The following is a 12,167-nucleotide window of genomic DNA, read 5'->3' on the forward strand; positions in this document are numbered from 1 at the left end:
TCCGACGGGCTCAGGTATTGCAGTCCAGCACCGTGCGGCACAACCCGCACCGCGCGCGCACCCGGCCACGGACCGGTACCCGGATGCGCTGGTGGCAGGTCGGGCAGGCGAACGAGACCCGCCAACCCCCCGGACCCCCCTCGAACCCGTACGGGACACCAGGGGTCGCGGCGGCCCCCGCATGGTCCTGGGCATACCGCCGGTCCTTCGCGTAACGGTGCCGGCCGGCCCAGCCCGCCGCCGTCAGCGGAGGCTGCTGGGCGTCCCGCAACGCCAGCGCCCGCCCCTTCACGTACGCCGTATACGCCTGCGGACTCGTGAACCACGGCGACGGATCCTCGTCGAACACCAGCGCCCGCTTGGCCAGCACGTACCCGAACTCCTCCGGAGTGAGATAGCCGAGCTTCTGACTGGAGGCGGCGTCCTCCCGGAACGCGTCGAGCAGCAGCCAGCCCGCCCCCAGATACGCCGCCGCCGTGTCGGTCAGGATCTCGTTGTCCCGCGTACCGCGGAACTCCAGACCCAGGCGGTGCAACAGCACATGCATCACCTCGTGCGACAGCGCTGCACCGATGTCCCTGCGATGAGTGCGGAAGCGGTCGTTGAGCTCAATGAAGTACTCGGGCCCCGCCGCGAGTTCGACGCTTCCCGCATGCTCCATCGCCCGGAACGCGACGATCACGCGGGCATCCGGCAGATGCAGATGCCGGACCATCGCCCGCGCCACGCGCTGCGCCCCCAGATGCAGATCGTCCTCGTCGGAGAAGGCCGCTTCGGCGGGCAGCAGGCTCGGGGCGTAACTGCGCACACCGTCGTACGACAGCCTCCGGTACAGCGCCGTGATCGCGGACCGGACGGTGTCCAGATGAGGGAAGCCATGGACCACCGGGCTGCCGTTCGTCACGTCCGCACCCCCCATCCGTGACGCTCAACCGACTTCCACTGTAAGCGGATGCGGGCGTGACAGGGGCGAGGACAGCCCCGTACACCGTTCGCGATCTTGACCGGAATGCAGACCTTGTGAGGGCTGCGAGCGCTTCCCGATGATCCGGCTCATCCATCGACCTGCTCACCCTGAAGATCGCCACCAACACCACGTACAACACCGGCACCTTCACCATCGCAGACTGGGGCGCCGCCACCGAAGGCGGCGGCCGGCAGCGCTACCTGCTGAAGGCCACCGTCCCCTACGTCTCCGACGCCGACTGCCAGAACGCATACGGCAGCGACCTCGTACCCGGCGACGAGATCTGCGCCGGACACCTCGACACCGGCGGCGTCGACACCTGCCAGGGCGACTCCGGCGGCCCCGTGTTCCGCAAGGACAGCGCCGGAGCCTGGATCCAGGTCGGCATCGTCAGCTGGGGCCAGGGCTGCGCCGAACCCGGCCACCCCGGGGTGTACAGCGAGGGGTCGACCTTCGCCGCGAACGTCGCCTCCGCGGCAGCCACACTCTGACGCCCCGGCCCGCCCCACCGCATCAACCCTGAGCACCCCCGGGTGTGCCCGTCCGGACGGGCACACCCGGACCCAGCTCCACCCACGGATCCCCGGCGCCCTCCACCTCCAGCACCCACACCTCGTTGACGCCCTCCCGCAGCACCGGACCCGGTACATACAGCGTCCGCTGCGGACCCGCCGACCAGTACCGGCCCAGACAGAAACCGTTCACCCAGACGAACCCGCGCGTCCAGCCCGGAAGTTCGAGCCCCGCGTGATCCGGAAGACCCGCGTGCCCCGGAGCCCCCGCCTCGAACGAACCCCGGTACAGCCCGGCACGACCCCTCTCGGCGACGGCCCCGAACGGCACGGCGTCCACCGCGCCCGGCTCCTCGAAAGCGGCCAGCCGCAGCGCCCGCGCGGACACCCCGTGCAGATACTGCCGCTCGTGCCGGACGCCGCCCGTGATGCCCTTCGGCTCACCCAGCCGCGGCCCGTAATTGACCCGGCCCAGCGACTCCACCCACAGCTCGACCCACGCGGGCCCGGCCACCGGCTCGTCGAGGGTGGCGTTCTCGCCGCTCAGCACGCCTTCCCGGACCCCGTTCACATACACCACCGCCCGGTCCCGGAGCCCGGACACACCCAGTGCGTACGGGCGTCGCGAACCCGGAACGGCGACCTCGTACCGCACCAGGCCCCGGTCCACGCCCAGCTCCTCGAACGTCGGCGGAACACCGGACTCCGCCCGCTCCGGGTCGCCCAGCACCTCCAGCACCACAGACAGCGGCGCCCACCCGGTCAGCTCCGCCCGCACCGGCGCCGCGAGCCCGGACGGCTCCGGCGGAAGCTCCGGAAGCGGACCGCCCGAGAACTCCGCCAGGATCTTCCGGAACAGCCAGAACTTCTCCGTCGGCCGCCCGTACTCGTCGATCGGCGCATCGTAGTCGTACGACGTCACCGTCGGCTGGAGATCCTGATCCTGCACCGGACCCGAGCGGTTCGCCCCCGCCCAGCCCGCAAAATTCGTCCCCCCGTGCGCCATGTAGATGTTCACCGACGCCCCGCACTCCAGAATCTCCCGCAACGCCTCCGCGGCCTCCGCCGGATCCCGTACCACCGGCGCGGCACCCCAGTGCTCGAACCAGCCGCACCAGAACTCCATACACATCAGCGGACCCTCCGGCTGATGCCGGCGCAGCACTTCGAACGCCTCACGCGCCCCCGAGCCGAAATTCGCCGTCGCCAGCAACCCCGGCACGGAACCACCTGTCAGCATGTGGTCCTCCGGCCCGTCCGACGTGAACAGCGGCACACCCACCCCGTGCCCGCGCAGCACCTCCGCCAGCCGCCCCAGATAGACCTGATCGGTGCCGTAGCTCCCGTACTCGTTCTCCACCTGAACCATGACCACCGGGCCGCCGCGGTCGATCTGCCGCTCCACCACCTGCGGCAACAACTCGGCGAACCACTGCTCGACCGCCTCCAGATACCCGGCATCACGCGTCCGCACCCGCCGCCCGAACCGGCCCGTCACCCACGCGGGCAACCCGCCGTTCTCCCACTCGGCACAGATGTACGGACCCGGGCGCACGATCGCCCACAGCCCCGCCCGGTGCGCCGCATCCAGGAACCGGCCGAGCGCCGCCACCTCCCGGAACACCCCGGGCTCCGGCTCATGCAGATTCCACGGGACGTACGTCTCCACACAGTTCAGACCCATCGCCCGCAGCATCGACAGCCGGTGATCCCACTGCACCTCATGCACCCGGAAATAGTGCAGCGCCCCCGACAGCAGGCGCACGGGCTTCCCGTCGAGCCGGAAATGGTCGTCCCCCACGGTGAAATCAGCCATCGTGCTTGTACTCTCCTGTTGCGCCGGTCCCACCCCCGGGCCCGCACACCCCGGGTCCGCACAGCGGCACGCACCACGGAGCGGGCGAACCCGGGAGGAATGTTCCATCCACCCTCGCCCCTGGCGTGCGGCCGGTCCATGGACAAAGATCACTGCTGTTTGGACACAATGCGCAGATCACCGCGGCAGCCCGAGCCGAAGCGAACCTGGCAGAGTCGAGCCCGGCCGAGCCGAGCGGAGGAACGAAAGCCGATGTCGACGTACCACACCTGGATGCGATTCTTCACGCCCAGCCCGCTCCACCACCGGCTCGGCCTCGTCTGCCTGGGCGTCGGCCTGCAACACGGCGCCCTGCCCACGGTCGGGCCCCGCACCCTCGACCATCACGTCGCCGTCGTCATCAACTCCGGCAGCGGCTGGTTCGGGGGTGCCGACGGCCGCCGCACACCCGTCACCGCCCCCAGCCTCATCTGGCTCACCCCCGGCACCCCGCACCACTACGGCGCCGACCCCGGCACGGGCTGGGACGAAGCCTTCGTCGACTTCACCGGCCCCGCCACCACCACCTACACCGAACTCGGCTACATCGAACCCGACCGCCCGCTCGTCCCCCTCGCCGACACCGCAGGACCACGCGCCGCCGTCAGCCGCATGGTCCGCGCCGCCAGACGCGGCAACCCCCTCCTCGAAGTCGAGACCGGCGCCGCCGTCCACGAACTCCTCGTCGCCCTGCGCCGCGCCCGCGCCGACGTCAGCCCCGACGGCGACCCCGTCCTCCAGGCCCTCGCCCGCGACGCGTTCCAGCCCCTCTCCGTCGCCGAACACGCGGCCCGCCACAGCATGACCCCCGCCGAACTGCGCACCGCCGTACGCCGTGGCGCCGGCTGCAGCCCCAAGGACTACCTCCTCGGCATCCGCCTCGGCCGAGCCAAAGAACTCCTCGCCGCAACCGATCTGCCCGTCGCCGCCGTCGCCCGCCGCGTCGGCTACGACGACCCCGCCTACTTCTCCCGCCTCTTCGCCCGCCGCGTCGGCACCGCCCCCGTCCGCTTCCGCGAACAACAGGGCCGCGCCGTGCCCGGCGGCTGGAGCGACCAGATCCCCGACCCCGAACACCCACCGACGATCACCGCGTGGACCCCGGGCGTCTAAGCTCGACGACCATGACCACGAGCGACATCGACGAGTCCGTACGCGCGGAACTGAACCGGCTCCGCGAGAGCATCGACAACATCGACGCTGCTGTTGTCCACATGCTCGCCGAGCGCTTCAAGTGCACCCAGCAGGTCGGCCATCTCAAGGCGAACCACAAACTGCCCCCGGCCGACCCGGCCCGCGAAACCGAACAGATCGCCCGCCTGCGCCGGCTCGCCGAGAACGCGAAACTCGACCCCGCCTTCGCCGAGAAGCTCCTGAACTTCATCATCGCCGAGGTGATCAGGCACCATGAGCGGATCGCCGGTGACCCCCCGACCGGCGAAACGGCCTCCGAGAACTGAACCCCTGCGTACTGCGCCGTACGGCCGGCAGAGCGCCTGCCTTGAGCCCGGCCGGGCCGAGGCCGCCATTACTGCAGCCGCGCTGAACCGCCGCTCGTAGAACCATTCACTTGTGGTGACACGTCGAGGTGGGGCAGGTTCGCCGGCATGGGATCCGACTCACCCCGGCGAGCTCCCGACTTCCGCACCCTCTTCTCCGCGGCCGTCCTCAGCCGGCTCGGCACCGACGCCGGATACGTCGCCGTCCCCCTGATCGCCGTCGAGGCGCCGGACGCGAACCCCGGCCAGGTCGGCGCCCTGGCCACGCTCAGCACCCTCGCCTTACTCCTCATCGGTCTCCCCGCCGGGGCATGGGACCGGAGGCACCGGCGACGGGTACTGATTGCGGACTACCCGGTGCAGGTCAGGCAGCCGGGCGCCACCGAATGTGAACTCCTGGAGATCACCGACGCCGCACCGGTACTGGTCGCTCATCAGCTCGCCCACAACCGGGACGGCCGTCCTCTCGAACTGACGCCGGTCGTCTACCGCGGCGACCGCTACCACTTCCGGGCCTCCATCACGTCCTGAGCCGGCGACGTTCACGGAGATCACCCACTCCACGAAGCCCTGACGAACATCAGTCAGGTACGAACACGCAGCGAGGGCCGCGACCTCAAGGCCGCGGCCCTCGCTTCCGTGCCGCTACAGCGAGTGTCCGAGGGGGTAGGCCTCCCCCGGAGTCACGCTTCGGGTTGACCGCTCGCGACTACAGGTTCCGCACCCGGATGTTGCGGAACTCGATCAGGTCGTTGTTGCCGTGGTTCTGCAACCCCACGTACCCGCTGAGGAACTGACGCAGGTCCGTGGGCGGGTCACCCGCCCGGGACGACGACTTGCCGGGCGTGTTGTCGAACTCGTTGATCACCACGCCGTTGCGGATGATCGTGTAGTGCTGCCCGACCGCGCGGATCTCATAGTCGTTCCACTGGCCCTTCGGGGTCACCCCCGCCTTGTCCAGGCCCACCGGCTTGAAGTTGTACACCGAGCCGGTCTTCTGGGCCTCGCCCGTGGCCCCGTCGTAGATCTGGATCTCCTGACCGCAGTAGATGGCGACCCACTCGGGGGCGGTGCGAGCCGAACCGACCGTCCCGCAACTGCCGGCCGGGCGGTCGGCCAGCGGCGTCCGCGGGTCCGGGAACCGGATGAAGACCCCGCTGTTGGCGTTGCCGGTACCCGGAGCCACGTCCCGGAACTGGAGCCGGACCGAGAAGTCTCCGAGCTCCTGCTTGGCGTACCACAGCATGCCCATACCGCCGGAGCTGCGCATGGTGCCGTCGGGCAGGAGCGAGAACTTCCCAGCACCCGCCTGCCGCCAGTCGGCGAGGCTCGCCGCGGTCCCGTCGAAGAGGGGCTGGTACCCGGCGACCTTGCCGATCTTGCTCTGCGCCGCCGCCTTGCTGATCGCCGCCGACTCGCGGTTGTCGAGGACGTCCTCCTTGCGGAGGTCGTTGACCACGGCGTTGACGTGGCTGACGAACTCGCCGTGGTTCGGCCAGGACGCCTCGTCGTCGATCAGGTCGTTGACGGTGCAGCCGCCGCCCGCGCGGTGGTTGGCCACGCCGGTGTCGGTGTCGAGCAGCTTGACGGTCGGACGGGCGTCGGGCGCGGGGCAGCCGGCCTCGGCGTCCAACGTCGCGGTGGCCTTCTCGCCGTCGGCGTAGGTGACCGTCACCTTCGCGTGGTACGTGCCGTAGTCGGCGTAGGTGTGCGTGGGGTTGGCCTCGTGCGACGGCGCGCTGCCGTCACCGAAGTCCCACTCCCAGGCCACACCGCCGGCCTTGGCACCGGAGAACGCCACCGTCTTGGGCTTGCTCTGGGTGATGACGCGCGCCCCGGCGTCCTGCGGCTTCGGGGTGGCCGGGCCACCCTTGTAGGCGATGCGGATGAGCTTCTGGTTGGAGTGCAGGCTGAAGAAACCGCCCGCGTAGTCGAGCATGTACAGCGCGCCGTCGGGACCGAACTTGGCGTCCATCCAGCTCTGCAGCTGGGTCGAGCCGCTGCCGGGCGCGATGATGCTGCGCAGGTCCTCGCCGAAGGCCGGCGCGCCCGCGTCCTTGACCCGGTCGGGGTCGACGGTCACCGCGACCCGGTTGTTGGAGTTGGACTCGTCACCGATGAACCACTTGTCCTCCCAGTACGTCGGCCAGGCGACGCCGCTCTTGGTGTCCACCTGGGAGCGGTGGTAGGTCGGACCGGACATGATGGCCTGGCCGCCGCCCTTGAGGTACGGCTGGGTGTAGGTGGCCTCGCTGTCGACGTAGCTCGGGACACCGCTGCCGTCGGAGCGCTTGGGGAAGACCGGGCCGCCGCCCTGGGGCGAGTACCAGATCATGTTGTCGCGGGCCGGCGGGATGTCCACCAGGCCGGTGTTGCGCGGCGACTCGTTCTTGAGGTGGTCGCAGTCGTACCAGCCGGTGAGCACATTGGCGTCGGTGTTGCTGCGGTCGCGGTACGGCTGCTTGTTGCCCATGCAGTACGGCCAGCCCTGGTTGCCCGCGGAGGTGATGATCGTGGCCGTCTCGTACTTGGCCGGGCCCAGCTCGGGGCTCGGGGCTCCCGCGTCCGGCCCGACCCAGCCGGCGTTCAGCCAGTTGTGCACCGGGTCGATGGAGAGCCGTGCGATGTTGCGGACACCCATCACATAGATCTCGGGGCGGGTCTTGGCCGTGCCCGGCGGGAAGAGGTTGCCCTTGGGGATGGTGTAGGTGCCGTCGGCCTCGGGGTGGATGCGGATGATCTTGCCGTTGAGGTCGTTGGTGTTGCCGGAGGTGCGGCGGGCGTCCTGGAAGGAGAGACCCTTGTAGTCCTGGGTCCAGTTGTTCCCGGAGTAGCCGCTGGAGCCGCCGGAGGAGTTGCTGTCACCGGAGCCGATGTAGAGGTTGCCGTCCTTGTCGAAGGACATGCCGCCACCGGCGTGGCAGCAGCTGTGGATCTGGGTGTCCCAGTGCAGCAGGTCCTTGCGGGTGCCCTGGTCGATGGACTCGGTCGCGAAGTCGTAGGTCAGCCGGGAGACCGTCCGCTCGCCGATCCGCTTGTCGCGGTCGATCGACTCGTGCGGCATCCAGTAGATGTAGATCCACCCGTTCTTCTCGAACTTCGGGTCGAGGGTGACGCCTACGAGGCCTTCCTCGTTCTTGACCAGCTCGTCACCGCTGCCCCGGTTGCCCATCACATCGAGTGTGGTGAGCAGCTTGACCTTCTTGGTCTTGGGGTCCCACTGGTGGATGGTGCCGCAGCCCAGGCCGACCTTGGGGTCGTTCCAGGAGCTGATCGGGCCGGACGGGCAGGCGGCCTTGCCGATGTAGAAGGCCTTGCCGTCGGGGGCCATGGTCAGTCCGTGCGGCTCACCGATCTGGTCGAGCTGCCCCGCCTGGTTCTGGGCGGTCAGCCGCTCGGTCGTGTAGTTGGACGCGATGGTCGCCTGACAGTCACCGCGGACCATACCGGTGGTCCACTCGATGGCGCCGAGGAGGTGGCTCTGGAACTTCGTGTCGGTGGTGTAGCTCTCCTCGGTGCGGCCCATGCCGGTGTAGAAGGACCGACCGCCGTCGTAGTCCCGGCACCACGAGATCGGGTGGAACGGGCCGTTGGCGCTGAGCCCCGGCTTGTACTTCCCCTCCTCGACCTGGGCAATGGTGTGGACCTTGCCGATCGGGTTGGGGTCCCAGTTGATCCACTGGTCGGATCGGGTCCAGTTGAGCGGCAGGCCCTTGTTGGCAGGGTGCTGACGGTCCGTCACATCGACGACGGCCTGCTGGACCTTGGTATCCTGCGGGGGCGTCGGGTTGGCGCTGAAGAGCCGCAGCTCGGCCAGCTGGATCAGCGGCTCACCGCTGTTGGCGGTGATCTCCAGCCGGTAGTGCTGGTAGGCCGTGCTGTTGGTGAACTGGAACTGCCTGGTCTGGAACCGCGACGAGAAGGTCTCGCCGGTCCGGGTGTCCAGGGTCTTCCAGGCCTCGCCGTCCGTCGATCCCTGCAGCTTCCAGTCCTTCGGGTCCCGTCCCGTGAAGTCGTTGGCGGAGGTCAACGCGTAGTTGACCACCGCGACGGGCTTGTCCAGCTTCATGGTGACCCAGCCGGTCGGCGTACGGGCCAGCCACTTGGTGTCGTTCTTGCCGTCGAACAGCTTGTCCTTGGTCTCGTTCGGCGGGTTGTCCCCGTTGACCGCGCTGTCGACGACCTTCTCGGGGTCGGGGAGGCCCAGAGCCGGGCGGGTGCCGATCAGCCCGGTGAACCAGGAGGAGTCGGACTGGGCCCGGGCGGCGTCGTGGACGCCGACGAAGCCGCCGCCGTTGTTGATGTACGACTGGAACGCGGCTTCCTGCTCGGCGTTGAGCGTCACGCCGTCGGCCGACAGGAACACCACCCCTCGGTACTTGGCGAGGTCGGCCGTGTTGAACACGCTCGCGTCCTCGGACTCGACGACCTTGAACCCGTTCTTCTCGCCGAGGTTCTCGATCGCCGCCGTGGCCTTGTTGACCGGGTCGTCCTGCTTGGCGGCCGGTCCGTGGAAGACCAGGACGTTCACCTGGGTGTCGGTGGCGGCGCCCTGGTCCTGGCTGACGCTTTCGACGGGTGGCTGCGCCTGTGCCTGCACGGCCGGCAGCCCGGACAGCCCCACCGTCAGTGCGGCGCTCGACAGCAGAACGACCGCGCGGCGCCAGGGCCACGCGTGACGAGAGGTCCCCGCAGGACGTGACGGCGGCGATCCGCGTCGTCTCGACAGGGCGAACCGGTCTCTCTTGCCCATGTTTGCTCCTTGACTCGATCCGGAAACGGAAGAGTGATCAGGGGATGGAGCGAGGGCTGCCGCGGGAGCCCTGTCCGGTGTGCGCCGGGCGGGGCGGCTTTCGGCGGGCGGTCACGCTGCCCGGGAAGGAGGGGTGCCGGAGCAGGAAGGCTCCTCCGGTCCTGGCGGGCGAGGACCGACCGGCGGCAGGCTGGTACACGCCCGTCAGGCCGTCAGGCAGGCCTGACGGGCGTGGCTTCGGGGGCGGAGTCCGCATCAGGACCCCGCCGTTGCCTTCTAGTGGTGGGGCATGCCGCCGGGGACCGTGCCGTCGGCCTCGGTCACGAGGAAGATCCCGGCCATGCCCATGTCCGCGTGGCTCTGGACGTGACAGTGGTACATCCAGGCACCCGCGCCGACCCGTGCACCCGCGATCACCTGGAACCCGAAGGAGTCCGCGGGGCCGACGGTCTTGGTGTCGATGACCCGGCTCACGTCCTGCGGACCCTGCAGGATCCCGGTGCGGTTGTCCACCCAGCGGTGCCCGTGCACATGGAAGGTGTGGAAGAAGTCCCCGTGGGTGATCACGATGAACTCCACCCGCTCGCCGCGGACGGCCTTGAAGGTGGGAGTGTCGTGGTGGGCCTTGTTGTTGATCGTCATGTCGTTGAACACGACCGTGAACTGCTTGTCGGGCAGCACGTCGCCCTTGCGGCGCACGATCACGGGGCCGTACAGGCCCTTCTTGAGGCCGCCCGTGCCGTGTTCGGTCCCTACGTTGTGATCGTGATAGTGCCAGTAGCCGGCGCTGCCGGCCTCCCACGTCCCGTCGTGGTTCGGTCCCGGGGCGTGGGTGCGCCAGACATAGGTCCGCCGGCCGCCCGGCTCGACGACGCTGTCGTTCATCTTGGTGCCGTCGCTGGCGACGTCGTAGTCCACGCCGTGCACGTGCAGACTCGCGGCGACGCCGAGGTTGTTGACGACCTCGATGTGCATCGTGTCGCCCTCGGTCAGCTCGATGAGGGGGCCGGGAATCGACGCCTGACCGGGCTCCAGGCCGTAGCCCATCTGCCCGTTCGGCAGGTTCTCCATGTACAGCGTCAGCTCGCGGACGGTGCCCTTGTCGCTTCCTTTACCGCTTCCTTCACCGGGCTTGTCCTTCGGGGCGGCGGCGGTGGCGCCGAGCACCGTGGGCACGACCGCTGCGGCGGCCGCGCCGGTGGCGAACGCTCTCCGGGAGAAGAAGCGTCTCGTGCCTGCGCCTGAGTCGGTCATCGCTCTCCAATCCTCGAAACGCGAAGGTGCCCGAAGGCGTTTCGTGGTCGTGGTGTGAGCCGCCGCCGACGGCAGCTGTCCCGTCACGGCGGTACGCGGTGGTGCGCCGGGCGTTCGGCCCCGCGAGGCAGGCGGGGCGGTCGTCGGACCGGACTCCGGTGGAGACGGTCCGACTTGGCCGGACCCCGGTGGAAGCGGTCCGGCTTGGCTCGATGTGCCGGCTACGGCCGGGATCGGATCGGTTGGGCGAAGGGGATTCGCCTCGGGACCTGGACACCGTAGCGGGCACGCATCCAGTTTTTCCAGACTCAGGTCAAAGTTGGTTGGATTCTCGTCATAGGTCTTGGCGGATCGTCAAAAGACCCGCTAACTTCCCATCGTTGCCGCATGGTAAAGAGGTTGCGTGAACCCCACCCGCGGGTTTGCGGTGCCAGCGGTCTCGCAGCGACAGGGGCGGATGCCGCCTGTGCGTGAGTGACGGCGGCCCCCGCCGTCGTCGCGCGCGGGCGATCAACCGCAGCGCGGCACTCGCCCCGTTCCGTCCAGGGCGCCGGTCCGGTGAGCGGAGTACTCGCGTCTCGAACGCGCTCATCCCGGCGGCTGATTGTCCACCCGGCGGAACCGCGAGTCCTGCGCGGTGCCGCACAAGCGAATTCCCGAAAGGTGCAGCGGTGTTCAGAAGACTGCTCCATGCCCAGACGGATCCGCCCCCCTCAAGATCCGCGCTACGTGACCGATTCAGCGCGCATCCGGTGCTGATGGCGCTGATGGCCGTTGTCTTCACGACTTTCGCATTGGCCGTTCCGGCCGCCTACGCGGCGGTGAATCGCGCGGAGGAGACCGCAGCGACCCAGGTGCTCACCTGGACGGCCGGCGACGATTACATGAAGTACACGTCAGCCCCCACCACCGCGGTGGCGGGCAAGGCGACCATTGTGTTCGAGAGCAGCGCGGCGACCGGCAACACGACGGGGTTGACGCACACCCTGACGTTCGACGCCTCGAACCCCGACTACAACAACGACGTCAGCCTCAACATCCTGGCGAGCCCCTTCGACTCCGAGGGAGGCAGGCACACGGCCGAAGTCACCCTCACACCTGGCGTCTACCGCTACTTCTGCGCGATGCCGGGCCACCAGATGATGTCGGGTGAACTCATCGTCACCGCCGCGCCCGGCGACGACACCACTGCGCCGGACACGTCAGCGACAGTGTCCGGAACCAAGGATTCCGCCGGAAACTACGTGTCGGGCGCGACCGTCACGGTGACCGCTTCGGACGCGGAGTCGGGCGTGGCTGGAATCGAGTATTCGCTCGATGGTGCGTC

Annotated in this window: 8 protein-coding genes and 4 pseudogenes; 5 read left to right on the top strand and 7 right to left on the bottom strand. The window is 69.1% G+C overall.

Annotation, left to right across the window (positions count from 1 at the left end):
* Positions 1-10 precede the first annotated feature (10 nt).
* Positions 11-919: a hypothetical protein gene (locus tag AB0I23_RS10470; RefSeq protein WP_359108725.1), complete on the bottom strand. Its 909-nt coding sequence runs from the start codon at positions 917-919 to the stop codon at positions 11-13.
* Positions 920-1,071: 152 nt separating this feature from the next.
* Between AB0I23_RS10470 and AB0I23_RS10475 the strand changes: the two are divergent.
* A pseudogene (locus tag AB0I23_RS10475) lies at positions 1,072-1,458 on the top strand (trypsin-like serine protease); the annotation flags it as partial.
* Between the two features lie 22 nt (positions 1,459-1,480).
* Here AB0I23_RS10475 and AB0I23_RS10480 read toward each other — a convergent pair.
* The gene (locus AB0I23_RS10480; RefSeq protein ID WP_359108727.1) at positions 1,481-3,295 is read right to left on the bottom strand and encodes a glycoside hydrolase family 35 protein; all 1,815 of its coding nucleotides are present in this window, start codon (positions 3,293-3,295) and stop codon (positions 1,481-1,483) included.
* Between the two features lie 252 nt (positions 3,296-3,547).
* On the opposite strand from AB0I23_RS10480, the gene AB0I23_RS10485 reads away from it, so the two are divergent.
* From AB0I23_RS10485 to AB0I23_RS10495, 3 genes are all read left to right on the top strand, one after another.
* A complete protein-coding gene (locus AB0I23_RS10485; RefSeq protein WP_359108729.1) occupies positions 3,548-4,447 on the top strand; it encodes a helix-turn-helix domain-containing protein in 900 nt (299 codons plus the stop codon).
* 11 nt (positions 4,448-4,458) lie between these two features.
* Positions 4,459-4,794, top strand: coding sequence for a chorismate mutase (locus AB0I23_RS10490; protein ID WP_359108731.1), 336 nt, complete (start codon positions 4,459-4,461; stop codon positions 4,792-4,794).
* 147 nt (positions 4,795-4,941) lie between these two features.
* Positions 4,942-5,364: a UTRA domain-containing protein gene (locus tag AB0I23_RS10495; protein WP_359108733.1), complete on the top strand. Its 423-nt coding sequence runs from the start codon at positions 4,942-4,944 to the stop codon at positions 5,362-5,364.
* 178 nt (positions 5,365-5,542) lie between these two features.
* Here the strand turns inward: AB0I23_RS10495 and AB0I23_RS10500 are convergent, their stop codons facing one another.
* The 5 genes and pseudogenes from AB0I23_RS10500 to AB0I23_RS10515 all read right to left on the bottom strand — a co-directional run bounded on the left by AB0I23_RS10500 (position 5,543) and on the right by AB0I23_RS10515 (position 10,840).
* Complete coding sequence (locus AB0I23_RS10500) at positions 5,543-6,394, bottom strand: 3-keto-disaccharide hydrolase (RefSeq protein WP_436846917.1); 852 nt, start codon at positions 6,392-6,394, stop codon at positions 5,543-5,545.
* 81 nt (positions 6,395-6,475) lie between these two features.
* Positions 6,476-6,676, bottom strand: a pseudogene (locus tag AB0I23_RS41655) (PKD domain-containing protein); the annotation flags it as partial.
* A gap of 9 nt (positions 6,677-6,685) precedes the next feature.
* Positions 6,686-8,635, bottom strand: a pseudogene (locus tag AB0I23_RS10505) (ThuA domain-containing protein); the annotation flags it as partial.
* A gap of 6 nt (positions 8,636-8,641) precedes the next feature.
* Positions 8,642-9,586: pseudogene (locus AB0I23_RS10510) on the bottom strand (ThuA domain-containing protein); the annotation flags it as partial.
* A gap of 276 nt (positions 9,587-9,862) precedes the next feature.
* The gene (locus tag AB0I23_RS10515; protein WP_359108735.1) at positions 9,863-10,840 is read right to left on the bottom strand and encodes a multicopper oxidase domain-containing protein; all 978 of its coding nucleotides are present in this window, start codon (positions 10,838-10,840) and stop codon (positions 9,863-9,865) included.
* 758 nt (positions 10,841-11,598) lie between these two features.
* Here AB0I23_RS10515 and AB0I23_RS10520 point away from each other — a divergent pair.
* The coding region (locus AB0I23_RS10520) for a cupredoxin domain-containing protein (RefSeq protein WP_359108834.1) at positions 11,599-12,167 on the top strand (569 nt) is incomplete at its 3' end.

The sequence above is a fragment of the Streptomyces atratus genome, from assembly GCF_040655115.1.
In the GTDB taxonomy this organism is placed as follows: Bacteria; Actinomycetota; Actinomycetes; order Streptomycetales; family Streptomycetaceae; genus Streptomyces; species Streptomyces atratus_D.

Bases quoted from the DNA above. Each gene is read 5' to 3' on its own strand.
- AB0I23_RS10470 (WP_359108725.1), bottom strand. From the start codon at position 919: ATGGGGGGTGCGGACGTGACGAACGGCAGCCCGGTGGTCCATGGCTTC.
- AB0I23_RS10480 (WP_359108727.1), bottom strand. From the start codon at position 3,295: ATGGCTGATTTCACCGTGGGGGACGACCATTTCCGGCTCGACGGGAAG.
- AB0I23_RS10485 (WP_359108729.1), top strand. From the start codon at position 3,548: ATGTCGACGTACCACACCTGGATGCGATTCTTCACGCCCAGCCCGCTC.
- AB0I23_RS10490 (WP_359108731.1), top strand. From the start codon at position 4,459: ATGACCACGAGCGACATCGACGAGTCCGTACGCGCGGAACTGAACCGG.
- AB0I23_RS10495 (WP_359108733.1), top strand. From the start codon at position 4,942: ATGGGATCCGACTCACCCCGGCGAGCTCCCGACTTCCGCACCCTCTTC.
- AB0I23_RS10515 (WP_359108735.1), bottom strand. From the start codon at position 10,840: ATGACCGACTCAGGCGCAGGCACGAGACGCTTCTTCTCCCGGAGAGCG.